This is a genomic window from Vibrio penaeicida, from assembly GCF_002933855.1.
Classification (GTDB): domain Bacteria; phylum Pseudomonadota; class Gammaproteobacteria; order Enterobacterales; family Vibrionaceae; genus Vibrio; species Vibrio penaeicida_A.
Genome location: NZ_BFAQ01000034.1, coordinates 69,035 through 92,379 on the forward strand (window position 1 = coordinate 69,035; position 23,345 = coordinate 92,379).

Annotated in this window: 23 protein-coding genes; 10 read left to right on the forward strand and 13 right to left on the reverse strand. The window is 43.2% G+C overall.

Features of this window, described 5'->3' with window-relative positions:
• Positions 1-311: 311 nt before the first annotated feature.
• The 4 genes from VPNCDNU1_RS20035 to rlmM are packed head-to-tail and all read left to right on the forward strand — an operon-like array spanning position 312 to position 3,326.
• Positions 312-1,214, forward strand: coding sequence for a transcriptional regulator GcvA (locus VPNCDNU1_RS20035; RefSeq protein WP_104401973.1), 903 nt, complete (start codon positions 312-314; stop codon positions 1,212-1,214).
• Positions 1,214-1,843, forward strand: coding sequence for an alpha/beta family hydrolase (locus VPNCDNU1_RS20040; protein ID WP_104401974.1), 630 nt, complete (start codon positions 1,214-1,216; stop codon positions 1,841-1,843). Before VPNCDNU1_RS20035 ends, VPNCDNU1_RS20040 begins: the two co-directional genes overlap by 1 nt.
• Entirely contained in the window at positions 1,840-2,238 is a 399-nt protein-coding gene (locus VPNCDNU1_RS20045) for a DUF423 domain-containing protein (protein ID WP_104401975.1), read from the forward strand. The genes VPNCDNU1_RS20040 and VPNCDNU1_RS20045 overlap by 4 nt, the downstream gene beginning before the upstream one ends.
• Positions 2,235-3,326, forward strand: coding sequence for a 23S rRNA (cytidine(2498)-2'-O)-methyltransferase RlmM (gene rlmM, locus VPNCDNU1_RS20050; RefSeq protein WP_104401976.1), 1,092 nt, complete (start codon positions 2,235-2,237; stop codon positions 3,324-3,326). Before VPNCDNU1_RS20045 ends, rlmM begins: the two co-directional genes overlap by 4 nt.
• A 143-nt stretch (positions 3,327-3,469) precedes the next feature.
• Here the strand turns inward: rlmM and VPNCDNU1_RS20055 are convergent, their stop codons facing one another.
• The 6 genes from VPNCDNU1_RS20055 to queF all read right to left on the reverse strand — a co-directional run bounded on the left by VPNCDNU1_RS20055 (position 3,470) and on the right by queF (position 11,810).
• On the reverse strand, positions 3,470-4,225 hold the full coding sequence (locus VPNCDNU1_RS20055; protein WP_104401977.1) for a DNA/RNA non-specific endonuclease: 756 nt from the start codon (positions 4,223-4,225) through the stop codon (positions 3,470-3,472).
• A gap of 183 nt (positions 4,226-4,408) precedes the next feature.
• Positions 4,409-5,188, reverse strand: coding sequence for a flap endonuclease Xni (gene xni, locus VPNCDNU1_RS20060; RefSeq protein WP_104401978.1), 780 nt, complete (start codon positions 5,186-5,188; stop codon positions 4,409-4,411).
• 132 nt (positions 5,189-5,320) lie between these two features.
• Positions 5,321-6,685: a nucleotide 5'-monophosphate nucleosidase PpnN gene (ppnN, locus tag VPNCDNU1_RS20065; RefSeq protein ID WP_104401979.1), complete on the reverse strand. Its 1,365-nt coding sequence runs from the start codon at positions 6,683-6,685 to the stop codon at positions 5,321-5,323.
• Between the two features lie 314 nt (positions 6,686-6,999).
• Positions 7,000-8,571 carry a GGDEF domain-containing protein gene (locus VPNCDNU1_RS20070; RefSeq protein ID WP_371410805.1) on the reverse strand — a complete coding sequence of 524 codons (1,572 nt, stop codon included), beginning with the start codon at positions 8,569-8,571 and terminating at the stop codon, positions 7,000-7,002.
• A 100-nt stretch (positions 8,572-8,671) separates the two neighbouring features.
• Positions 8,672-10,936, reverse strand: a complete 2,265-nt coding sequence (locus VPNCDNU1_RS20075) for a hypothetical protein (protein WP_104401980.1) — start codon at positions 10,934-10,936, stop codon at positions 8,672-8,674.
• 28 nt (positions 10,937-10,964) lie between these two features.
• Positions 10,965-11,810 (reverse strand): NADPH-dependent 7-cyano-7-deazaguanine reductase QueF, encoded by an 846-nt coding sequence (queF, locus tag VPNCDNU1_RS20080; RefSeq protein WP_104401981.1) that lies wholly within the window; start codon positions 11,808-11,810, stop codon positions 10,965-10,967.
• 92 nt (positions 11,811-11,902) lie between these two features.
• Here queF and syd point away from each other — a divergent pair, with 92 nt between their 5' ends.
• The 3 genes from syd (at position 11,903) to VPNCDNU1_RS20095 (ending at position 13,848) form a co-directional block, all read left to right on the forward strand.
• Entirely contained in the window at positions 11,903-12,451 is a 549-nt protein-coding gene (gene syd / locus VPNCDNU1_RS20085; protein WP_104401982.1) for a SecY-interacting protein, read from the forward strand.
• 10 nt (positions 12,452-12,461) lie between these two features.
• Positions 12,462-13,235 (forward strand): Zn-ribbon-containing protein, encoded by a 774-nt coding sequence (locus VPNCDNU1_RS20090; RefSeq protein ID WP_104401983.1) that lies wholly within the window; start codon positions 12,462-12,464, stop codon positions 13,233-13,235.
• A 196-nt stretch (positions 13,236-13,431) separates the two neighbouring features.
• Positions 13,432-13,848 carry a globin family protein gene (locus VPNCDNU1_RS20095; protein ID WP_104401984.1) on the forward strand — a complete coding sequence of 139 codons (417 nt, stop codon included), beginning with the start codon at positions 13,432-13,434 and terminating at the stop codon, positions 13,846-13,848.
• 31 nt (positions 13,849-13,879) lie between these two features.
• On the opposite strand, the gene VPNCDNU1_RS20100 is transcribed toward VPNCDNU1_RS20095, so the two are convergent.
• The 4 genes from VPNCDNU1_RS20100 to VPNCDNU1_RS20115 all read right to left on the reverse strand — a co-directional run bounded on the left by VPNCDNU1_RS20100 (position 13,880) and on the right by VPNCDNU1_RS20115 (position 16,769).
• Complete coding sequence (locus VPNCDNU1_RS20100) at positions 13,880-14,326, reverse strand: YaiI/YqxD family protein (RefSeq protein WP_101110649.1); 447 nt, start codon at positions 14,324-14,326, stop codon at positions 13,880-13,882.
• On the reverse strand, positions 14,323-14,625 hold the full coding sequence (locus VPNCDNU1_RS20105; protein WP_104401985.1) for a hypothetical protein: 303 nt from the start codon (positions 14,623-14,625) through the stop codon (positions 14,323-14,325). The genes VPNCDNU1_RS20100 and VPNCDNU1_RS20105 overlap by 4 nt, the downstream gene beginning before the upstream one ends.
• Positions 14,626-15,410: 785 nt before the next feature.
• Positions 15,411-15,710, reverse strand: a complete 300-nt coding sequence (locus VPNCDNU1_RS20110) for a DUF3301 domain-containing protein (RefSeq protein ID WP_101110647.1) — start codon at positions 15,708-15,710, stop codon at positions 15,411-15,413.
• Positions 15,711-15,731: 21 nt separating this feature from the next.
• Positions 15,732-16,769, reverse strand: coding sequence for a DUF3549 family protein (locus tag VPNCDNU1_RS20115; protein ID WP_104401986.1), 1,038 nt, complete (start codon positions 16,767-16,769; stop codon positions 15,732-15,734).
• An 82-nt stretch (positions 16,770-16,851) separates the two neighbouring features.
• On the opposite strand from VPNCDNU1_RS20115, the gene VPNCDNU1_RS20120 reads away from it, so the two are divergent.
• Both VPNCDNU1_RS20120 and truC read left to right on the forward strand, forming a co-directional pair.
• On the forward strand, positions 16,852-17,169 hold the full coding sequence (locus VPNCDNU1_RS20120; protein WP_104401987.1) for a YqcC family protein: 318 nt from the start codon (positions 16,852-16,854) through the stop codon (positions 17,167-17,169).
• A complete protein-coding gene (gene truC, locus VPNCDNU1_RS20125) occupies positions 17,154-17,888 on the forward strand; it encodes a tRNA pseudouridine(65) synthase TruC (RefSeq protein ID WP_104401988.1) in 735 nt (244 codons plus the stop codon). The genes VPNCDNU1_RS20120 and truC overlap by 16 nt, the downstream gene beginning before the upstream one ends.
• A 121-nt stretch (positions 17,889-18,009) precedes the next feature.
• On the opposite strand, the gene VPNCDNU1_RS20130 is transcribed toward truC, so the two are convergent.
• The 3 genes from VPNCDNU1_RS20130 to map form a co-directional block, all read right to left on the reverse strand.
• Positions 18,010-18,393, reverse strand: a complete 384-nt coding sequence (locus VPNCDNU1_RS20130; RefSeq protein ID WP_101110643.1) for a DUF3461 family protein — start codon at positions 18,391-18,393, stop codon at positions 18,010-18,012.
• A gap of 179 nt (positions 18,394-18,572) precedes the next feature.
• The gene (glnD, locus tag VPNCDNU1_RS20135) at positions 18,573-21,197 is read right to left on the reverse strand and encodes a bifunctional uridylyltransferase/uridylyl-removing protein GlnD (protein WP_104401989.1); all 2,625 of its coding nucleotides are present in this window, start codon (positions 21,195-21,197) and stop codon (positions 18,573-18,575) included.
• 100 nt (positions 21,198-21,297) lie between these two features.
• Positions 21,298-22,176, reverse strand: a complete 879-nt coding sequence (map, locus tag VPNCDNU1_RS20140) for a type I methionyl aminopeptidase (RefSeq protein WP_104401990.1) — start codon at positions 22,174-22,176, stop codon at positions 21,298-21,300.
• Between the two features lie 404 nt (positions 22,177-22,580).
• Between map and rpsB the strand changes: the two genes are divergently transcribed.
• The gene (gene rpsB, locus VPNCDNU1_RS20145) at positions 22,581-23,315 is read left to right on the forward strand and encodes a 30S ribosomal protein S2 (protein WP_145959477.1); all 735 of its coding nucleotides are present in this window, start codon (positions 22,581-22,583) and stop codon (positions 23,313-23,315) included.
• The last annotated feature ends 30 nt before the right edge of the window (positions 23,316-23,345 follow it).

The following is a 23,345-nucleotide window of genomic DNA, read 5'->3' on the forward strand; positions in this document are numbered from 1 at the left end:
CTTTTTACCGATAAAAAAACACCGCCATATAGGCGGTGCTGAAAAATTGACAGACAGGTCAAAATAATACAGGAAGTATGGTCTTTGCGCTGAACGCTAAGACACTATGGTAGATAACTCTACCAACTCGAATTTCGAGTTTATGCAAACACAACATCGCAACAACCAAACCAATTGATTATCATAGATAATCAAGCCGTTCAGGCTTAGCGTTACGAGACGAAATATAGATTTTCTCTGGCTCATCGGCAATCGACAATTTATAATGTTTCGGATAAAAAAAACTAATGCTAAGTCTAAATTGGTGAATCATGTCCAGACGCCTTCCCCCATTAAATTCTCTTCGTGTCTTTGAAGCTGCAGCCAGACACCTGAGTTTTACACGAGCTGCTGAAGAATTGTTTGTTACACAGGCAGCCGTTAGTCATCAGATCAAAACCCTAGAAGACTATCTTGGGTTGAAATTATTCCGTCGTCGTAACCGATCTTTGCTCTTAACTGAAGAAGGGCAAAGCTACTTCCTCGATATCAAAGACGTTTTTACTTCACTTTCTGAAGCGACCGATAAAGTGCTTGAGCGTAGTGAAAAAGGGGCGTTAACCATTAGCTTACCCCCAAGCTTCGCCATTCAATGGCTCGTTCCAAGACTTGCGGATTTTAATGCACAAGAACCAGACATTGATGTTCGCATTAAAGCTGTGGATATGGATGAAGGCTCTCTCACTGATGATGTGGATGTTGCCATTTATTATGGGCGAGGTAATTGGTCGGGTCTTCGAGCAGACAAACTGTATCAAGAATGTTTGGTTCCTGTATGTTCGCCTCAGTTGTTGCTCGGTACAAAACCATTAGAATCTCTTGGGGATTTGAAACAGCATACGTTATTGCACGATACATCCAGAAAAGATTGGAAACAATTTACTCGCGTTCATGAAATTGAGGGGGTAAATGTTAATCATGGTCCGATCTTCAGCCACTCAACCATGGTATTGCAGGCAGCAGTCCACGGACAGGGTGTCGCGTTGGGAAACAATGTTCTTGCTCAACCAGAAATTGATGCAGGACGATTAGTCTGTCCATTTGATGAGGTGTTGATCAGCAAAAATGCTTTTTATGTAGTGTGCCATGAGCAACAGGCGGATACAGGGCGAATAGCCACCTTCAGAGATTGGATGCTGGCAAAAGCGGCAAAAGAGCAAGAGGATTTTATTTAATGACCCAAGTAATTGTAAATGGTGAAGGTGCGCAGACGTTTCTTTTTGCCCATGGTGCCGGTGCAGGAATGGATCATGATTTTATGAGTCGGGTAGCGGAAGGTATTGCAGAATATGGTATTCGTGTTGTTCGTTTCAACTTTCCTTACATGGTAAAGCGCTCGGAAGATGGAAAAAAGCGTCCACCCGATCGCGCACCAAAGTTACTCGAAGCCTTTGAAGAGATGATTGAGCGATACGCTGGTGGGAGCTTGGTCATAGGTGGGAAATCGATGGGGGGACGTATGGCGAGCTTGTTATCCGAATCTCCACACATTCAAGGTATTGCTTGCCTTGGTTTCCCTTTTCATCCACCAGGGAAACCAGAGAAATTCAAAGGTGATCATCTTGCTCAAATCAATAAACCATGCCTTATCCTTCAGGGTGATAGAGACACGTTTGGGAAAAAAGAAGAGTGCGCCGAATTTCATTTTTCTGATGCAGTAGAGCTTCAGTTTATTCCCGACGGTGACCACAGCTTCAAACCCAGAAAAAGCTCTGGTCATACACAAGAAGGCAATATCGATTTAGCCATTGAACATTTGGTGAGCTTTATAAGAGGCTGTTGTGAAGTTAAGGGGGAGCAGTGAAAAGTAAGCATGTTTTAATGATCGCTGGTGTCTTTGGCGCGACTGCTGTGATGTTGGGTGCATTTGCAGCGCATGGCTTAAAGGCGATGCTGTCTGAATATCTAATTGGGGTATTTGATACTGGAGTGCAATACCAATTCATCCACACATTGGCGTTGGTCTTGATTGGTATTTTGATGCAGATAAAAGTTGGTGAGAAAGTAGAAAAAGGACTGCGAAATGCGGCGATTTGCTTTATTATCGGCATCCTTTGTTTTAGTGGCAGCCTTTATGCGCTTGCATTAACGGGAATCAAATGGTTTGGACCTATTACTCCATTTGGTGGCTTAATGTTTATTGTTGGTTGGGTTTGCTTCACTATTGCTGCGTTTAGAATGAAAGAGGTGAAGTCGTGAAACACTTAATGCTCTACTGCCGCCAAGGTTTCGAAAAAGAGTGTGCAGGTGAGATCCAGGATCGTGCTACTCAATTAGAAGTGTACGGTTTCCCGAGAGTACAAAAAAACACAGGGTATGTGTTGTTCGAGTGCTACCAGGAAGGCGATGGTGCGAAACTGGCTCAGGAGCTGGACTTTAACTCATTGATATTTGCGCGCCAGATTTTCGCTGTTGCAGCAGAATGTAAAGAGTTACCACAGGATGACCGAATTTCGCCCATTCTTGAAGGGCTATCCGAGATAGAGGCATTTCCACGTTGTGGCGATCTTCGAGTGGAAACACCAGACACCAATGAAGCAAAAGAGCTTCTGAAATTTTGCCGCAAGTTTACCGTACCATTAAGGCAAGCCCTACGTGGTAAAGGCGTTCTTTACAATAAAGACAACCCCAAAAAACCGGTATTACATGCGTGCTTTGTCGCACCGGGTCACTGTTTTGTTGGCTATTCCATATCCGACAATAACTCAAAATTCTTTATGGGGATTCCTCGTCTTAAATTCCCATCTGATGCACCAAGCCGTTCCACATTGAAATTGGAAGAGGCATTCCATGTTTTCATTCCTAAAGAGGAATGGGACACACGTTTAGCTTCTGGTATGTGGGCGACCGATTTGGGGGCTTGTCCTGGTGGTTGGACATATCAACTTGTGAAGCGCTCTATGTTTGTTCATGCGATTGATAATGGCATGATGGCGCAAAGCTTGATGGATACGGGGCAGGTTAAACACCATATGGAAGATGGGTTTAAATTTGAACCACCACGTAAGAACGTGACGTGGTTAGTGTGTGACATGATTGAAAAACCATCGCGTGTTGCTCAACTGATGGGAGAGTGGCTAATAAAAGGTTGGGCAAAAGAAACCATCTTTAACCTTAAGTTGCCAATGAAAGGTCGATACGATGAAGTTCTTCAAGATATCGAGAACCTAAAAGTTTTTCTAATCGACAATAAAGTGAAATTTAAGCTTCAAGCCAAGCATCTTTACCATGATAGAGAAGAGATCACGGTTCACATTCAATGTTTGTCGAACATATCGCCTCACTAAGCTATCTAGGTTATGTAAGTTAACTAAGTTATCGCCCCACTTCGTTAAAGAAGCGGAAAGACAGTACAAGGCTTATTAGTCAGAAAACGCTCCAATTGGAGCGTTTTTTATTGCTTCTTTCTAGGACCAACAGAATCCAATTATTACTGGCTAGTTGGCCACATATCGGGCCAATCTACTGACTCCATTTCATCTTCGGTAGAGTTTGGAGTGACAGAGAAAAAATCCAATCCGGTTTGTTGTTCTACATCGTCAATCGTTGTAATGAAATTGACAAGTTCATCCCCTGAAACTTTTCTATGTGGGACGATAAATGCGATGGCTTCGTTAAATTGCGGATCCAGAATCACTTTATAAAAAGCACTGGGTATCGTTACGCCATCCCCTATACTGCTTTCATTTCCTTGATAAATAGGCCCTGTTACCACGTACAGCTCGTTGTATTCGTTTGCCAAATCCCGAACATGTTCTTCCAATATTCGCCAACCCGCGCGATTAAATGTGGGAAGCTGAGGAGACATGTTACTCATATAAAAGCTCTGTTTAATGGATTGGAGCGTAAAGTCCATGGTTGCGGAAGGGGCGAGGTGACCTCGGTCGTAGCCAGTACCACGGTAATCTGCGAGAGTGGAGCGGGCGTGTTGTGGCAGATCTGGATCTTCTTTGAAGAAACTACTCTTTCGTTTGAACTTTAAATTCACGCTGTCTGCGGTGATGTGATAAGCAACCCAATCTGCATTTTTTGTCGTGTAGTTATACCCTACGGCGTAGCCATCTCGACACAATATTTGGTCTGATTGACCTGAAGGGATTCCTACATCCAGATGCTTGGCACAGGTTGCAGAGAGAGCTGGGAGCGACATTAACGTCGTTAAGGTAAGTAAGATGATTCTTTTCATTATTTTTCTCCTTATTGGGAGATATAAAAATAATGATATTTATCAATAACGTTGTGAAGCTGATTCTAGAATAATCAGCATCTTGTAAGGTAAGCCCAATATTGTATTGGTGTTGTGAGTGCAAAGGATTTCACAACACGTTTATTGAACATAGAGCGTTAGTGTAGTTGCTGAGAGAAAATATTACGGTTGGTTAGGCCCTGAATATCGAATATCTTGCAAGTTGAAGCCGAGCTCCATGTCTATTTTTAATGCTGAAATCTTTTTGCACGCTCTTGCGGATTCGATGTGTTCGTCGAATTTTTTACGGTACTTGGCTGGTAAATCGTCAGACGCATAAGCGCTTTCGATATCAGGATAAGCGGTAAGTATTTCTTTCGCCGCTTTAGGGCCAACACCTGGAATACCAGGTACTTGGCTAGAACTCACTCCCGCCAACCCCCAATAATCGGCGAGTTGTTCTGGTTTTACACCAAACTCTTTTTCAATAAACGGAGCATCAAGCCAGCGGTGCTGAAAATAATCTCGAATTTGAAGGGTAGGTGAGAGTAACTGGCAGTAGCCTTTGTCAGTCGATACTATGGTGACTTTTTCACCATGGCTTGCGACTTTACAGGCCAATGTTGCGACCAAATCATCAGCTTCATCACCATCGGATAGTAATGAATCGATGCCGAGTTTCCACCATGCATCTTGGATAGCATCTAAACCCTTCAATAGTGGTTCAGGCATGGGTTTTCGATTTTCTTTATAAGAGGGGAGCACTTCAGCTCGCCAACCTCTATCTTGTTCATGATGATCGAAGACCGCAATAATATGCGTTGGGGTCGATTCCGACAAAATTCGATTCAATGTTCGACCAGTAGTTTCTATGGTCCGTGAGATGTCTGTTGGATCAGGTTGCGCCGAATGCACGCGACGAATAAGGTTCAGAGCATCAATGATGACTAGATGAATCGACATTTTTGAATTCTAAAGAAAAAGGGGCGTAATGCCCCTTAGTGTATGTAAATAAAAACCGTATGTGAATAAAAAGAGTATGTGAATAAAAACCTGATGACCAGAATCGGGATGTCTCCATCGATCAGGCAGCACCTATTGATCCGACAGTGCAATCTTGTAGCAAGGAATGTATTCCGAGCCCGGTAGTTTCATTCTCTGTTGTTCAACAAAATCGCTGAGTAGCCGATCCATTTTTTTCATTAGCTCGGGGTCGCCATCGATAATGAAAGGTCCTTTTCGTTTGATTTCCCTGATGCCTTCCGCTTTCACATTACCAGCAACAATTCCCGAGAATGCCTGACGCAATTTAGCAGCCAATACTTCAGGTTTTTGATTTAGGTGAAGATCCAAATTGGCCATGTTGTCGTGTGTTGGCTCAAAGGGGAGCTGGAATTCAGGTTCAATTTTTAAAGACCAATTGTAGCTGTATGCATCGCCTGTTTCTTTGCGATGCTCGCGTACTGTTGGCATGGATTCTTTGATGATTTTAGCCGCCTTTTCAGGATCGCCAATCACAATGTTATACCGGCTCTGCGCTTCTTCTCCCAGCGTATCCCCGATGAATTTATCGATGGAGCGGAAGTAAGCCTCACTTTCTTTAGGACCCGTCAATACAATGGGCATCGGCTGATCGACATTGTCTGGGTGAAGCATAATACCAAGAATGTATAAAAGCTCTTCAGCAGTGCCAGCGCCGCCTGGGAAAATAACAATACCGTGTGCCATTCGTACAAACGCTTCTAAGCGTTTTTCGATGTCTGGCATGATGATGAGTTCATTCACAATTGGGTTAGGTGGTTCTGCCGCAATAATGGATGGTTCAGTTAACCCAATGTAGCGTTGTTCGTCGTAACGCTGTTTTGCGTGCCCTATGGCTGCCCCTTTCATTGGTCCTTCCATTGCACCGGGGCCACAGCCCGTACAAATGTTCAGCTCTCTTAACCCAAGCTCATGCCCAACCTCTCGAGTATATTGATATTCGATAGGGTTTATGGAGTGACCGCCCCAGCAAACAACAAGATTTGGGTCTATTCCCGGGTGGAGTGCGCCCGCGTTACGCAATATACCGAACACTAAGTTGGTGATGTGAGTAGCGTTAGTTAGGTTGAGTCTTTGGTTATCAGCGAGGTGCATGTTGACATAAACAATGTCTCTCAACACCGAAAAAAGATGCTCTTGAATGCCGGTAATAATAGTGCCGTCAACGAATGCATGATCGGGCGGGTTGTTGAGCTCTAGCTTAATACCACGTTCGCGACGCATCACGCTTACGTCGAAAGATTTATATTTGTTAAGTAGTTCTTCAGAGTTATCGGTATGGCTACCGGAGTTGAGAACCGCAAGGCTACAATTCCTGTAGAGCTGGTAAAGCTCACTGGAGGCGGTTTTTTTTAGACGTTCTACTTCAATCTGAGACAACAAGTCCATGCTGCCTGCAGGGCTGATATGAGTAATCATAGGCTCCTCCTTGGGATAGAAAGTCATTGTTTTTGTTAATTTCTCTACCCTGTCATTTCACCTTACACAGGAATTTGGGGTTTCGCCACTCACTTTTAAGGGATAAATCAATAAACTGAGGTATCCACCGAGACAAAAGTGGTTAAACGGTCGAAAAATTAATTTCGATCATTGAGCGATAAGTATACAACTCAGAGCAAAATCTATGAGCTGAAGCAGCAATTGTGAAGATGGCTATAGGAATGAAAGAGTCAGCTCGGTTATCGGGAGGGACATCAGACAATTTTTTCTAATGAAAAGATGAAAGCGAGAGGTTACAGCCAGATCAGTTGATTCGGACCCGTTCTCTTGGCGTTTTTAAGTCCGAGTTGCAGCCTTTCAAGCACTTCTTCTGGGGTATCCGTATCACCGAAGACAGCACAAACCGCAGAGGCAGTAATGGTGATGTTTTGGTCTCTAAACTTAAATGGCAGCTTGGATATTTGCGCTTGAATCTTTTGTGTAACGACGTGAGTTTCTGAGTCCACTTGATCGGGAAGCAGAACTAAGAATTCTTCACCAGAGAACCGCGCTACGATATCGGTATCTTTCACTGCCTTTTTTATGGTGCGAGCGATGATCTTTAATGCTTTGTCACCTGCACTGTACCCAAAGCTATCGTTTAACGTTTTAAAGTTATCGATATCAAGCAACAAAATTCGGAAAGAGTGTTGTGCTCGAATCCAACGACGGTACTCCAGCTCAAGTTTATCCGCGAGTGCTGCTCTGTTATACACTTTAGTGAGAGGGTCAAGGAGAAGCCTTTGTGCCTGATCTTGTAATCGACGGCGATAGTCTTGAGTGACTTCTTGAAGCGCTTCCAGCTGGTTATGGCTGTAGCTGAGCCTTTCGGTCAGAGTTTGCTCTCGTTTTTCGATGTGTTGCAAGCGCTCTGTTAGCGAACCGATCTTATCCAAAAGAGGCGCGATGGCGAGCTTGAGCGCCTCGGCATCCAAATCGGATTCCAAATTACTTTTGCCCTGTGAGACCAAATCGTTGATTTCGAAATGCATCATCTTACGGTGTTCAGAATAAGAGAGGCTTTGCTCGATGTTTTGCGATGTGTTCTTTATTGCGGTGTTAAGAGAGGTGTTGACCTGATCTAAAAACTGCTCAGAGGTTTTACGCTCAAAATGGGTGCCTTGAATAACAAGCTTTAAGATCTGAAGTATTAATTCAAACAATTCATTCGGTGGAACACCAATGAGAAGCTTAGCTCTAATGTCGGTTAATAATTCACCAGATTCACCATCAAAATCCAATTCAGTGATCAGGTTTTGCAGTTCTTCAGAGAGGCGATCAAAAATTTCCTGATCGACGGCTTTTTCTAAATTGAGGTTATTACGGGAATTCGACGCCATAATTTTTGTGGCGCGCTCGTATATACCCAAAAGACGAATTGCTTGGTCAATTTCTTGGGTCAGCTTTCGGCTTGGGAAATGAAGCAGGTTGCGGAGATCGCGTTTTAATTGTGCAGGCAGACCAGGGATGCGCTGCAACGTTTCTCCGCTATGTTTAATTCGCTCGTCTAAGTGAATTGTCTTTTTTTCCATGGTCACCGTGTTTTGCTTTAGCATTCTCTCTATGACGACCAGCTTAGGTATTAACTTTGTGACATCTTGTTGGTGTTCTAGGTCTTGCTTTAATAGCGACAAACCTTTATCAAGATCTTGGTTATTACCTTTGCATGCATCACTGAGATTAGCAACTATACGCTTAAGAACGTTTTGTTCTCTTTTAAATTTAAAAAGAGAATCTCGATGCGAAAGACGCGCATGATCTAATTTACACTTTAAATCATGTAATTCGTCTTTCAACTCTTGCTCAAGAGTATCCAAATCATTCATAAAAAGCAGATGCCAATAAACCGCGATGGCGAAAACAGTTCAATGATAATAACAAAAAACAAAATAAGGTCACTTTAATCAGGAGTTAAGTGCTCACTTATCACTCGGATAGTGTCAATTTTTTGATGTCATCCTCATTTTGGCATGATGATTGGACTTTTATTAACCCTTGGTTTAGTGCTTGCTTACATGCAAGTCGAATATTATCGGTCGCAAAACTTGCTGCTGGAGCATTTTCAATTGCTCGTAAATAGACCCATTGGCTTTCATCGCTATTTTTTTCTATTCCACGAGCAAGGTTTGTCGACAGCAGTAATATATCTATTAATTCTTGATCGTTAATCGCGGTATATGCTCTAGGCAAGAAAGGATAATCTGCCATACCTACGTGAACTTTGCGCGATATTTTTCTTTCTGGCTCAAATTCTGAGATCCAGCTGCAAATCTTATCGAACATTTGTTGCGGTTCGGTTGCAGTCTTAGTATTGGGCTCAACATACAGAAACATAGCGTCTGAAAAGTGATAAAGGCGGGCAGGTCTGCTGACTTTCGATTTTATAAACTCCCCGAAAGATCTCTCTAGTTCTAGCCCCGCTTGATAGCCCAGTTCAAGGTACGTGTTGCGCAAAAATGGTAAGTCAAACATAACGAAGCGCAGTCGGTCGCTGAATGGTTCACTGATTAGCTCACCTAGCTGCCATTGTTCGAATGTTGCACTGCTGCGCGCTAATGAATTCTGTAATTTTTTATTGAGCAGCCTCAAATTTTGAAGACCTGAACGGGCATGAGTATACAAATCGAGTCTGAGCGCTTTAACTTCACCCTTTAATTTGTCTATTACATAACCACGTCTTAAAACAAATAGCACCAATATCACTGTGATGATAAATAAACCAAACGCTGTATTTTGGAATTTTCTAAATTCTTGTTGCGCTATTTTTAGCTCTTCTTCCAGTCCTTTGTAATGTAAAGATTGCTCAATGATGTCCTTTTGCTGCTTCAACACATCCTCGTTGATTTCATTCAACCTTCTTTGCTGGCTGGCGTTGAGAATAGAAAACTTCTTAAGCGCATTTAATGATTCTATGAAATCGCCATTTTGTTCATATGCAGCAGATAGCACTCGATAAGATTGCAATAAAATAAAGTTATCGGATAAATCTTGACCTATTGCGAGCGCTTTTCTTACATTATTTAGCGCATTTGAAGTTTGTTCTTGTTGCAGTGCCAAGCTGGCAGTGAGTAATAACGTACGTGCTTTCAGTGGTTTTATTTGAGTGTAATTGACTAAGTTTTTTGCTTGGTCTAAATATCGCTCTGCTAGCGTAAAGTTAAATAACTGTAAATAAGTGTCAGCAATGCTTAATCTTAATTCAATCGCATCGTGAATATCGCGTGCTAAGTATTCATGATCGAGTACGTTAAAATAACGTACTAATGCCAAATTATACTTTCCTTGTAAGAAATATATATCCGCCATTTGTTTAATTACATCGCCTAAAATCTGCGATTGTTCGTAATTTCGGTAGAAATCTGCAGAGCGAGCTAGGTGTTCTAGAGCTTTGTCAAGAACTTGACGCTGTCTAAATAACTGCGCAAGTTGATAGTTCGCTTTTGCTAATTCTTGGCTCCTGTCTTTTTCTATTGCCATCCAGTATCCGGTAAGCAATTCTGTTAACGCTAAATCGTAGGATTTGTAGCGTAAATAGTGTTTACCTAGCTCGATATGGTAATTAATCACGGTATCGATCCGTGTAATTTTGGCTAGGATTTCGAATGCAGTTTTATATTCTAACTCTGCGTTAACACGATCCCCTTCAAAGGATGCAATTTCACCTTTGAGCATCGCCAATCTATATTGAAGGTCGGTAATAAGGCTTGAAGCCGTATGTGGCTGGAGAAGCTCTTGCTCAACTTTCTGAATGATAGGCTGAGCCTTTTTTATGTCTCCGGTTTGCAGCCAAAGTAATTCTGCTCTTAGCTGCAGAGTTTCAAGCGCGATTAATGGTAAGTCGTGGTTATTGGCGAGCCTTTCTGCATTTTCTAAATGTAAAAAGGCATTGCGAGGATCACCAAGCGCAATTTCCACTTGTGCAAGAATTTGTAGAGCATCAATGCTGCTGCTTGGAGTACGTAAAGAATTGTCTGTATCTTCTCTAGGGATTGCCGACGGTCCTTTAGGCGAGGCGTCGGTCAATTTTCGCTGACGGAGAAATTTGGTGGCTATTTTCTTAGATTTTATCGGGTCAACTTCAACCAAACTTGCGGCCTCATTGAGAACCGGTGATGTGTAGAGCTTTGCCATTGCAGTCTGGCTTTGCAGCAAAATGGCAAAAAGCAGCCCCGACCAACCAAAAAATTTCATTCCTTTGTACTCCAGGCTTAAGTCGCTTCTATTGTCTTGCTAGGCGCAGATTGTTGTCCGGTCTTGATTGTTCTGTCGAACGATAAGGGTTGATATCCAATCCACCGCGTCTGGTGTATCTCGCAAATACTGTTAACGAGGTCGGCGCGCAGTGTTTTTGAATATCTGTAAAAATACGTTCCACACACTGCTCGTGAAATTCGTTATGCTCTCGGAAAGAGACAAGGTAGCGTAAAAGAGATTCGCGGTTAATTTTCTTCCCTGTGTACTGAATGGATACACTCCCCCAATCAGGTTGATTGGTGATTAAGCAATTTGATTTGAGAAGATTGCTGACTAAAGTTTCAGAAACAAGTTCATCAGAAGTCGAGTTCTGAAGTAATGCAGGATCAAATTCATAATGTTCTATCTTTATGTCCTGATTGTCGATGCATTCACCCTTGAAACTGACAATAGGTTGATCATCATAAAATGTGACAGGGTTGATGACGACATCCACAGCTTCGCCGGCACATTCAGACAAGTCTTTAATTAAGGCTTTTTTGACCTCATCCCAATGACTAAATCGAGTTTGGTTAAAGCTGTTCAAGTAAAGTTTGAATGATTTAGATTCAATTAGGTTTGGGCTTGTGGCTGGAAGAGCTACGTCACCAATCGCAACTTGTGGAAGCCCATTTTCGTTTAGCCAAGAGAGCTCATATAACGTCCATATATCGACCCCAACAAAAGGCAGTTCATCTTTTAGTTGGATATCATTGCGGTTTAGACTTCGAGGAACACCCTGTAAAAGAGAAGGGTCATATTGGCTGCTGTATTCCGTTTTTTGTCCAAGAGTTAAACCAGCCAATTCTTCGGCGTTCGAATATTTGCTCATACTTGCTTTAAAAGATCGATTAGAATACCTCGGAGTTTACTTAATCCCTTTAATTCTGTCATCAATCTATGATGAGTATCTAGGAGCAATCAATGTCTCAAAATGTTGCACGTGCCTTAAAGTCGTTCAGCGAATCCTTTGTATCTTCATGGCAAGAGAAGCACTCTAGTTTTCCTAAAAGCGAAGAACTAGCAGGCATCCCTTCTCCTTGTATTGAGCAGCAAAGCGATGATTTTGTTGAGTGGCAACCTGTTTACCGAGATGAGTGGGCAGACTTTAGCAACGTAGAGAGCGGCATTGAGCTGACTATTCATGAAGACATAAAAGCCTTCTACAGCTGTCAGTTCTGTGGCGACATGGAAGCGCTATGGGATGGTAAACCCTTAACTTTACTTCAAGTGTGGAGTGAAGATGATTTCCTTAGGTTGCAAGAGAATATTCTTGGTCATTTGGTGATGCAGCGCAGGCTAAAGCTAAAGCCAACGGTATTCATTGGTTCAACCGAAGCTGAAATGGATGTAATTTCAATCTGTAATTTAACGGGCGAAGTTATTTTTGAGCGTTTAGGAACGGATAAAAGGGACGTATTAGCGGCTTCTGTCGAAGAATTCTTGGCGCAACTGACGCCTGATGTGCAGTAAGGTGAAATAGATGTACATTACTGAACTCTCATTTGAAGTGTACCGCGATACGTCCATGGGCGATGTAGAGAAAGCGGTGAACTATGTACTTGATTGTCTGAGATACAACGGACAAGTCTTAGGGCGAGAACTGCCTGTTTCGATGGATGGTGCAATTTTTACCGCGCGCGTTGTTTGCCCTGAATCCAATAGCTTGCATCCAGACTTCCACAGCCCTCAAGTTAAGCATGCGATGGATATATTGGCAGATTCGGGGTTACTTCAGCCAAAAATTAAAGTGATCGGTGAGGACATGAACTCCGATCCCAGTGATGGGTGTGGTGAGCGAGATTGGCAAATCCTCTATACCAGTTATCTGCATACTTGTTCGCCGATTCGATGCGGTGAACATTTTCAACCCGTTCCACTGTATCGCTTACCTGCTGTCGCAAATGGTGATCAAAAACAAATCATAAAATGGCAAGAAGACTGGAGTGCGTGCGATCAGCTTCAGATGAATGGTTCGGTGGTTGAGCACCCATCACTCTACGAAATTTCTTCGAGTAAAAGTTTACTGTTTCGTCGTGGGTGGGATTTATGTCGTCGAATTAAAGTCGTGAGTGGGATCCCTACTTACCTATATATCTATCGGGTGGGTGGTAAAAGCAAAGAAGAAGAGCTGTCCAGAAAGTGCCCCAAATGTGAAGGGGACTGGAAGTTAGATGAGCCTGTTCATGGCGTTTTCGACTTTAAATGTGACGATTGCTTGCTAGTGAGTAATTTATCATGGGACTTCAAAGACTAATCGACAAATCTGTTTAAGAATTCGCCACGCACTCGCGTGGCGTTTTTAATCTGCCTACACTTTATATACTCAAGTAATCTCAAAATGCGTGGTTCAGGCTCTGAATCCTGCATCTTAAGGTCACTTGGGTATTACGTCTGTTCATTTTTCGAAATAAACGGACCTCAATACGCAGGTCAGGGAATAGAGGGTGATTATGTCAGTAACGCAACGTCAAATATCTTTGGTTCAACAATCATTTAAGCAAGTTGAGCCTATTTCAGAGCAAGCAGCAGAGATATTTTATAACAAGCTATTTGAATATGAACCCGAGCTTCGCCCTCTTTTTAAGGGAGATTTAAAGCTTCAAGGCAGAAAGCTCATGATGATGCTTAAAGCTGCGGTCGAAGGTTTGCAAGACTTGAATGCTCTTGTTCCAGTTCTTATCCAGCTCGCACAACGCCACAACAAATATGGTGTTAAACGTGCACACTTCAGCCCAGTTGGTAACGCGTTGTTATACACATTAAAAACGGGGCTTGGAGCATCTTATACTGAAGAACATCGCAAAGCTTGGATTGCAGTTATACACGTGGTATCCGACACCATGAAGCCTGAAATTAACCAGAGGTAGCTTTGAAATTACCCTAGTTGCGGGCTTAAAGTTAGCGGTGTTTCGCCAAAAATCGGTCTAATTGGTTGGCAAATTCTCTTCTTTCTGTTTGGGAAAGCGCGGCTGGACCACCAGTTTGTACTCCGCTAGAGCGCATTGTATCCATAAAATCGCGAATATTCAGTCGAGCTTTTATCGTGTCTTTAGTGAATAACTCTCCTCTTGGGCTTAAAGCTAAAGCATTTTTACTGATCACTTCATCGGCAAGAGGGATATCAGATGTGATAACGAGATCTTGTGCTTCGACTCTTTTCACAATCTCATCGTCGGCGATGTCAAAGCCGCTAGGCACCTGCAGAGCATGAATATTATTCCGCTTTGGTAATGGTATCGCGTGGTTAGCTACGAATGTGGTGGTAATTCCTGTTCTTTCTGCGGCGCGTATGAGTGTTTCTCGGATGACCTTAGGACAAGCATCGGCGTCTACCCAGATTTTCATGATGATTGATTCTCTAGTTTTTCAATTCGTTTAGTCAGATCTTCAATTTGCTTAGCAAAAGTAACGATCTGTGCTTCCAGCAAAGTAACACGTTCACTGCTAGACGGTTCACTGACCCCAACTTCAACTTTTGGGACATAAGATGAAGATTTCCAGCTTTTAATCGCAGCAATAATAGCAGGCATTGGGGCTGGTGTTTTCATTCTTGTTTTCACTAAGGCGACAGTAGGCTCTTTGCCTTGGTCGGCCAAAGACTGAATAGCCGCTTCCAATTCTGCCGTAATGTCCTGAGTTTTCATTTTGAAATCCTTAAATTCAACTGATCACCAAGGTCTACAGACCTGAATGAATATGCGCTAATAATATCGGTTCCAAGAAGTGTGCGCCAGCACTGGTTATTTGTAGTGAGTTTAACGAGGGGCTCGAGTTATTTGCTCGTTAGTTTGTGAGAGATCTCTTACAAGAGGTGTAGGAAATGTTTGCTATTTATATTGAGGTATTATTGCCATTTGTTACTAAGCAACTGATATATAATGTAAAATTATTTGATGATATTTCTTCTCATAAAGAAATGTGAGATGGCTAAGTTGCTCTAAAAAGAGATAAACGTAATCTGTTCTCTGTCGGAAGGATTCCGACACGGAACAGGAAACAACCAAGGAATGGTTATCTTCAGGAAGAAGATTTGGTTATTCAGGATGAATGATCAGCATGGAGCAAAAGGACATTGAATGGACTCAATCGTTATCAGGAAGATGACGACAAAGGAAAGACAATGGACACCTCTAGGAAGAGGCAAGGAACGAACATCAGGATGATGTAAGGGACACCGCTCAAGGAACAAGTGAGTGCGCTAATCAGGAAGGTTAGCAGATCAGGATAGGATCATGGACACCGCTAGGATGGCGACGAAAGGATTAAGCTGAAGGAACACAGCATACTATCAAGGATTTGATGCATGGAGCACTGTTAGTAGCCGGATTGCTGCGAGTAAGACTACAGCCCCGATACGCGAGTATCGGGGCTTTTCTTTTGTTTGAGTATTTTCTTGTTTGGGCACAAGTGGATTGACATACTAACGGTGTTACATCCGATAAGGTGGGATCTCGAAGTGACTTGCATGAAAGCCCACCATAGTAAGCTCTCCGATGTAGTAATCATCCCCAAGCGCCGAGAATTCAAACTGGTAAATGGTGTGCCAACCTAATTTGCCTGTCTTATGGCGAATTTTGTGCCCCTTGAAAGAAACAGACAACATTTGTATCTCAAGCTGCTTACAGCGATGTGCAACCATCTGTTTTGCTAGCTCAGATTGTCTGCGCTGTTGCCAGAACAACAAACAAAACAGGGTGACCAGTATGATTGTGAAAAGATTCCCTATCATTATTCCATCCTTTGGCGCTGTTTATTGAGAACGTGTATTTTGCTGAAGTTTCAGTAAGGCAGTGGCCAATTCTTGCGATGGCGCGTTATGAAGTAATGGCAGTAAAACCATTCGCAGTTCAGGCAACATAACGAGATCAGCAAATAGCTGGTTGAACAGGTTTTGATTTCCCGTTTGTGCAAGTCTTAATAAAAACTGCCCAGCTCTTTCTGTATCCGCTAATGATGACCAGCTTCTTCCAGCAATCCCCACCAATACTTCCTGATGGCTCAATCTCGGGCTCTGTAATATATGGTCGACGACTAAGTTAAGAGAGTTTGAAGACCCAGCCAATGATCTCACTAATGCTGATACGAGAAACAAGTCTGGCGTGTCGGAATTGCATTCAGAGAGCGCTTTTTCTTGTATGGCTTTCCCCAGGTTATCAGGGAGTTCACAGTGTTCTAGCACACCCAATAAGGCATAAAGTGGTTCGTTAGGCAGTTGGTGGAGCGCTTTTTTTAGCATCACACCATTTTGATCAATGCCAAAGCGGGCACAGATGTCTGCAATGCCTTGTATTCCAATTGTCTGCCAGTTATTCCAGCCTAAACCACCCGAGAAATAGTGCTGTGCATGTTCATAGTATTGGCTTGTTTGCATCGACAGCTTTGCTCGGATTTGGCTGTGGAACACGGCCATTTTGTCTTCTGATGGCTTGAAGGTGTAGGGGTTGTTAGAGAGCTTTTCTTGTTGCTCTTCACTCAGATCACCTCCCAGTCGCGTACCCATGGCTTCGATGATGTATTTAATAAAGTTACCCACGTCAGCCTGTTTGAGTAGCCCACGTTCATCCAATTCAAACTTCAAAAACCAGATCCAAGGCTGTTTCGATTCGTTCCAGTAAGCAATAGCAATGTGTGCCTTACGCTGCATTGGGAAGGGGTAAGCTTGTTGTCCCAATTCCACTTTTGCAAATGTGTTGGGATCGATCTTCGTAATACGGCGACCCAAATCGAAAACTTGGTACTCGCAATGACTATCACTTAGAAGTTGGGTAAGGGTATGAATGGTGTCCATGGACTGACTTGTTATCCTATATGTCTTTAGCCAATAGATGGTACTCTATGGACAATTTTCAAGGCCATTTGAAACGAAATAGATGAATACTGCTCGAATATCGATCCTTATCGAGAATCTTAAAACCGCTTTGCAGCAAGAAAACCTCTGGGAATCTACACCTCCTTCTTCTGAGGCGCTAGCAAGCCAACAACCCTTTGCTTACGACACGTTAGAACCGCATCAGTGGTTGCAATGGATATTCATTACCCGATTAGAAGCGATGATAAGCGCAAGCCAACCTTTACCTTCCGCGTTACAGCTTTTGCCATACTTTGAAGAAGTTTGGAAAGATGATGCATCGAAGATAAAAGTGTTAGCAGCTATTTCTGACTTCGATGAGGCATTTGCGTCGTGCTAGACATTTTATTTCAAGATGAGTATTTGGTTGCTGTAAATAAACCTGCCGGAATGTTGGTTCATCGCTCTTGGTTAGACAAACACGAAACGCAGTTTGTGATGCAAACATTACGCGATCAAATTGGGCAACATGTTTTTCCATTACACCGACTCGACAGACCGACTTCTGGTGTGTTGGTGTTTGCATTATCTAGCGAGGTGGCTTCGGAAGTGATGCCGATGTTTGCGAATCATGAAATGCAGAAAACCTATCACGCGATAGTGCGAGGATGGATAGAGCAGGGTGACACGCTGGATTATCCTTTGAAAGAAGAGTTGGACAAAATAGCGGATAAATTTGCAGATAAAGACAAAGAAGCCAAAGAGGCGATCACGTTTTATCAGCCACTCGGGAAAGTAGAAGTTCCTCTGTCTACAGGGCGTTTTCCGACCACCCGATACGGTTTGGTTGAGATGAAGCCTAAGACGGGTCGAAAACATCAGTTGCGCCGACATATGGCGCACTTAAGACACCCGATTGTCGGAGATACTTCTCATGGTGACGGCAAACATAACCGCTTGTTTCGGGAGCACTATGATTCACATCGACTACTCCTTCACGCATCAGAATTGTCCTTTGCTCATCCTTATACCAAGGAAAATTTGGTGTTAAAGGCGAAGTTTGATGATGTTTGGGAAAGGTTATTAGTGGAGTTTGATTGGATGGAGTTGTTCGCTTAATCCGTTTTTAGATACTTAACTTGCCGCTCTGTTCTGCATTTCACTATTCACTAGCAGGCACTTCATTATGTTAAGAGGGCAAAACGCCCTCTTACTGAGTGTTTCTATCGCCATTCGCTGATTACTTTAGCTTGTCGAGATCAGCTTCAATTTCAGCTATTTTGCTGGATACGACTTTTTCTAAGTGACGAAGATCAGACAAGATTTTCTCTTTTACATCAACTTCAACCAATTTTTCAGGTTTAGTGATGGTATTCAACTCATCAATCACGAGCGTTAAGTTGCGGTTTATTTCAGTCACTTCTTTGTATTGATGGCTGCCGCTGTCGACCAAAACATTTTTACGCTGCCTTGGGTACTTGAACTTGACGCTTTTAGCAAAAAGCTCGCCTTTTTGCTTTTTAAAATAGATCTTAAGAACATCTTTTTGAGATTCTTGCCGAAGGGAGTAACGTTCGATCTGTTTTGGGTCTTGAATACCTAATCCAGTGAGGTTTGGATACATAGAGCACCTCGTGATAGCCAATGAATAGTAAATCAGTTCAGTATCCATCAGGCTATAGGATGAACAAACTGATTGAGTACTGTACAACTTTAGCAGCTATTGATAGGTCAGACAGACGTTTGAGCAGAGAGTGTGGACGAGATCGCGATAAACCGAATCTCGTCCTTTCGCCTGTTGAGCTAGTGATGCTGAAGCTCACTAACACTTTCTTTCAGCTTGGTTTTTAGCTCGTCTTGCTCTTCTTCACTTAAAGGACCTCCATTGGGTGAGGTGAGAATAAACAAGTCTTCTGCTCGCTCGCCTATAGTGATGATTTTAGCCGCATGAAGGTGAATGCCTAACTCGGCAAAAGTCGCGCCTATGTTTGCCAATAAGCCCGGAGTATCTAAGGCAACGAATTCCATCAATGTGCGCTTTCGTGTTTTGGTCGGAATAAAGTCGACACGCGTTTTGACGTTGAAATGCATCAGTTGTCTCGGAGTCCGTCGCGCTTTTGAATTCGCCACGTCAGCTTCACTGAGGATACCTTCTATATGACGAACCATATTGGCATGTCGGTTTTCATCGATGGGTTCACCATGATGATCTAGCACAATGAATGTATCCAGAGCATAACCATCCTTGCTCGTCATTACTTGTGCGTCATGAACACTGAAGTTTCGTCTATCGAGCTCGCCAACGACGTTGGCAAAAAGGTTGGGAAGGTCCTTTGAGTAAATGAACACTTCTGTACCACCACGAGTAGCTTCTTTACTTAGTAACACCAAAGGTTGCTCTTTGGACTCTAACCTAAGGAGGTGTTCTCCGTGCCACGCAATTTGCTTGTGGGTGTGGCGAAGGAAATAGTCGGCCTTGAAACGTTGCCATAACACTTCTATTTCTCGGGCGGTGAAGCCTTCTTTTCTTAACATGGCTGAAGCTAAATGCTGGTTATGACGGATTCTGTCTCGAACATCGACGGGGTTTTCTAAGCCGCGACGCAGTGCTCGCTGGGAAGAGTAAAAAAGTTCTGCGAGAAGTGTACGCTTCCAACTGTTCCAAAGTTCGGGATTGGTTGCACAAATGTCTGCTACTGTCAGGCATACCAGAAACTCTAAGTATTCTTCATCACGAACTTTCTTTGCAAACCCTGTGACGACTTCTGGGTCATAGATATCGCGTCTTTGAGCGGTCACAGACATCAACAAATGGTGCTTGACCAACCAAGAAACCAGCTTAGATTCAGGTTTTGATAATCCGTGCTCTATGCAAAAGTCGTACGCTTCTACTGCACCAATTTCAGAGTGGTCCCCTCCGCGTCCTTTTCCAATGTCGTGGAAAATGGCCGCTATGATCAGCAATTCTTTTTTCTGAATTCGAGGGTAGACCTCGCAGCAAATAGGGTGTTTCGCATGATTTTTCGCAAAGCTAAATGTGTGGATATGCTTGAGCAAACGCATACTGTGCTCGTCTACTGTATATACGTGGAATAGATCGAACTGCATTTGCCCAACGATTTGGCTCCACTGTGGTAGATAAGCAGACATCACGCCCAGGCGATGCATCAAACTGAACGCTTTATGCAAAGCATTAGGGTGGCGCACTAAGTCCATGAATTTTTCACGAGCTTCTGGAATAGTATGCAAAAATTTGTTCAACCGACGGCGAGCGGTTCTCAGCTGTCGCATGGTCGCGGGCGCCACGCCTTCAATAGAGGAGTCATTCGCAATGTGTAAAAACATGTCCAAAATAGTTTCAGGGCGGGCCTGAAACAATGCTGGTTTTCTGGCTTCGATGAGCGGTCCTCGTCGCTGAAAATCGGCATCCAAAATTTCTGCTGGCAGCTGTTCACCTTTGTTGATGATGGCTTGGTCGAATAACTTGAGTAGCATTTTATTGAGTTCCGCCACGCGTCTTAACGTGCGGTAAAACTCTTTCATCATCATTTCGATAGGCTTGTTGCCTTCGCCAGTAAATCCAAGATGCTCGGCAACTTGAAGCTGGTGGGCAAACGTCAAACGATTATCGTAACGTTTCAGCTCTATATGTAAGGCAAAGCGCACTCGCCATAGGTAATCTTGGCACTCTAATAGTTCACGGTATTCAGCATCGGTGAGAAATCCATAGCGGCTCATTTCAAATAACGAAGTCGCCCCAAAGTGGCGTCTGGCAACCCAACTTAGGGTATGGATATCACGAAGCCCGCCGGGGCTAGATTTGATGTCGGGTTCTAGATTATAAGTGGTATCGTGGAACCGCGCGTGTCTCTGTTTTTGTTCTTGGATTTTAGCTTGATAGAAGACCTCGCTAGGCCAGAAAGTCTCTGAGTGGATAAGCATTTTTAGGTTGTGAAATGTTTCTTCACAACCGCAGATTAACCTTGCCTCTTGGAGGTTTGTCGCAACGGTTAGGTCGTCTTTTCCTACTTCTTCACACTCTGCTACGGTTCTTACGCTGTGTCCGACTTCTAATCGTAAGTCCCAAAGCATTGTAATGAATTCACTGACTTTGGTTTTGACTTCGCTCTGAAGTGGTGAACGGTTAAGAATCAAAATATCGATATCGGAAAGAGGGTGTAGCTCACCACGTCCATAGCCACCAACGGCGACAAGGCTAAGTTCCTCTATGTGTTCAAAACCATAGTACTCCCATAGGCGAGTCAGCAGCATGTCCATATATTCGCTGCGGCCAAGAACCAAGTCGGTTACTGGATGGTGCGAGAGAAACTCTTCTTTTTGGTCATTGGAGAAACTCTCCAGTTCATGACGTAAATTCTCAAGATTCATGGCTGAATCCTTAAGCGTAAAAGGGGATTGAAATGTCATCCAAGCGTTCCGTGCAAACTGTTATGTTTTAACTTTAACAATTGATACTCAAGTTTTCGAACTCTATAAAAGAAAAATCCCAGCGATGCTGGGATTTGAGTTATTTGTTAACCATGTTTCGAGGAATGCTTTCATCACCTCGTAAGGTAAGAACTTCACAGCCATCTCTTGTGACTAGTATCGTGTGTTCCCACTGCGCGGAGTTTTTCCCATCGCCAGTGTACACTGTCCAATCATCTTCTGAGTCGACGCTGCATCCAAATTTACCTGCGTTAATCATTGGTTCGATAGTAAAACACATGCCTTCTTTTAGCTTGCGTTTGTCGGAGTTCTTATAGTGAACCACTTGAGGTTCTTCATGGAACTCGCTACCAATACCGTGACCACAAAAATCCTTCACAATGGAGTATTTCATACGAGGATTTTTCTTGTTGTTGTCTTTTATGAATTTATCGATTGCTGTACCAAGTTCGCCAACCGTTACACCTGGCTTCACTTTACGCATGGCAACGTACAGTGCTTCTTGTGTTACCGTACATAAACGTTTATCGGCTGGTGAAACCTCGCCAACGTAGAACATTCTTGAAGTATCGCCGTGATACCCCTTCGGTCTAATGCTTAAGTCGGCATTTTTATCTTCTGGGATAATGACAGTGACGTCGATGTTAATGACATCACCATCTTTTAAAATCGCAGGTTTTCCCTTCCCCGTAGAGCCGATTTCATCTTTGGATGCTGGGATCCCGTGACAGACAATGTGATTAATTGAAGTACAGATAGATTTTGGGAAACCGTGGTAATCCAATGGTGCTGGATACGCATTGTTTTCCAGAATGTAATCGTGACAAATGCGGTCAATTTCTTCGGTGGTGACACCCGGTTTGACGTGCGGTTCTATCATTTCTAAAACGCTCGAAGCCAATTTGCAGGCTACACGCATTTTCTCGATTTCTTCTGTGGTTTTAATTTTAATAGACATCGTCTTTCTCGAACTCATTAATGCAATCGCTGCATTCTATCAGCGGGTTGCCCCGCACGTAAAGGTCGTGGCGATGGCTTTGTAATAAGGGGAGTGGTGTTTGTTATGTTTCAATTAACGTTCAATTTTAGCTCAGACGGCAGCAATCATAGACCTAGTGGTTACTTTCAATAGAAGAGATATTCAAATTTCTGCTAGCCAAAAAGGCGATTTTTATGGTATAAAGCGCGCCGGAATTAAGAACAGTTATCTCCACTTGGCGAAGCTGTTTTTGGGTCCAAATATATTTTCTTTAAATCACACACATACCGACACATGATCCGGGGTGCTCACTTACTTATATTGAAGAAGTCGAGTCGGACGCATGGGGTATGTGGAGGCCTAACCCCATAGAGGAATTTAAAATGGCAACTGTATCAATGCGCGATATGCTTAAAGCTGGTGTTCACTTCGGTCACCAAACTCGTTACTGGAACCCAAAGATGAAGCCATTCATCTTCGGTGCTCGTAACAAAGTTCATATCATTAACCTAGAAAAAACTGTACCAATGTTCAACGACGCTCTAGCTGAGCTAGGCAAAGTTGGCGAGAAGAAAGGTAAAGTTCTTTTCGTAGGTACTAAGCGCGCTGCATCTGAAGCTGTAAAAGAAGCTGCTATCGCTAGCAACCAGTACTACGTAAACAACCGTTGGTTGGGTGGTATGCTTACGAACTACAAAACTGTTCGTCAGTCAATCAAGCGTTTGAAAGATCTTGAAGCACAAGCTCAAGACGGTACTTTCGACAAGCTAACTAAGAAAGAAGCTCTAATGCGTACTCGTGAAATGGAGAAGCTAGAGAAATCTCTTGGTGGTATCAAAGATATGGGCGGTCTACCTGACGCACTATTCGTTATCGACGCTGATCACGAGCACATTGCAGTTCGCGAAGCAAACAACCTAGGTATCCCAGTATACGCGGTTGTTGATACTAACTCTGACCCAGACGGCGTTGACTTCGTTATCCCAGGTAACGATGACGCAATCCGCGCAGTACAACTTTACCTTAACGCTGCAGCTTCTGCTGTAAGCGAAGGTCGTAACCAAGACGTTGTTGCTGCAGCTGCTGAAAAAGACGGTTTCGTAGAAGAAGCTGAATAATAGCGGCTCTGAGTCACGCTTAGTCTTATA

Coding starts and splice junctions, on each gene's coding strand:
- VPNCDNU1_RS20035 (WP_104401973.1), top strand. CDS start 312: ATGTCCAGACGCCTTCCCCCATTAAATTCTCTTCGTGTCTTTGAAGCT.
- VPNCDNU1_RS20040 (WP_104401974.1), top strand. CDS start 1,214: ATGACCCAAGTAATTGTAAATGGTGAAGGTGCGCAGACGTTTCTTTTT.
- VPNCDNU1_RS20055 (WP_104401977.1), bottom strand. CDS start 4,225: ATGAAAAGAATCATCTTACTTACCTTAACGACGTTAATGTCGCTCCCA.
- xni (WP_104401978.1), bottom strand. CDS start 5,188: ATGTCGATTCATCTAGTCATCATTGATGCTCTGAACCTTATTCGTCGC.
- ppnN (WP_104401979.1), bottom strand. CDS start 6,685: ATGATTACTCATATCAGCCCTGCAGGCAGCATGGACTTGTTGTCTCAG.
- VPNCDNU1_RS20070 (WP_371410805.1), bottom strand. CDS start 8,571: ATGAATGATTTGGATACTCTTGAGCAAGAGTTGAAAGACGAATTACAT.
- VPNCDNU1_RS20075 (WP_104401980.1), bottom strand. CDS start 10,936: ATGAAATTTTTTGGTTGGTCGGGGCTGCTTTTTGCCATTTTGCTGCAA.
- queF (WP_104401981.1), bottom strand. CDS start 11,810: ATGAGCAAATATTCGAACGCCGAAGAATTGGCTGGTTTAACTCTTGGA.
- syd (WP_104401982.1), top strand. CDS start 11,903: ATGTCTCAAAATGTTGCACGTGCCTTAAAGTCGTTCAGCGAATCCTTT.
- VPNCDNU1_RS20090 (WP_104401983.1), top strand. CDS start 12,462: ATGTACATTACTGAACTCTCATTTGAAGTGTACCGCGATACGTCCATG.
- VPNCDNU1_RS20095 (WP_104401984.1), top strand. CDS start 13,432: ATGTCAGTAACGCAACGTCAAATATCTTTGGTTCAACAATCATTTAAG.
- VPNCDNU1_RS20100 (WP_101110649.1), bottom strand. CDS start 14,326: ATGAAAATCTGGGTAGACGCCGATGCTTGTCCTAAGGTCATCCGAGAA.
- VPNCDNU1_RS20105 (WP_104401985.1), bottom strand. CDS start 14,625: ATGAAAACTCAGGACATTACGGCAGAATTGGAAGCGGCTATTCAGTCT.
- VPNCDNU1_RS20110 (WP_101110647.1), bottom strand. CDS start 15,710: ATGATAGGGAATCTTTTCACAATCATACTGGTCACCCTGTTTTGTTTG.
- VPNCDNU1_RS20115 (WP_104401986.1), bottom strand. CDS start 16,769: ATGGACACCATTCATACCCTTACCCAACTTCTAAGTGATAGTCATTGC.
- VPNCDNU1_RS20120 (WP_104401987.1), top strand. CDS start 16,852: ATGAATACTGCTCGAATATCGATCCTTATCGAGAATCTTAAAACCGCT.
- VPNCDNU1_RS20130 (WP_101110643.1), bottom strand. CDS start 18,393: ATGTATCCAAACCTCACTGGATTAGGTATTCAAGACCCAAAACAGATC.
- glnD (WP_104401989.1), bottom strand. CDS start 21,197: ATGACATTTCAATCCCCTTTTACGCTTAAGGATTCAGCCATGAATCTT.
- map (WP_104401990.1), bottom strand. CDS start 22,176: ATGTCTATTAAAATTAAAACCACAGAAGAAATCGAGAAAATGCGTGTA.
- rpsB (WP_145959477.1), top strand. CDS start 22,581: ATGGCAACTGTATCAATGCGCGATATGCTTAAAGCTGGTGTTCACTTC.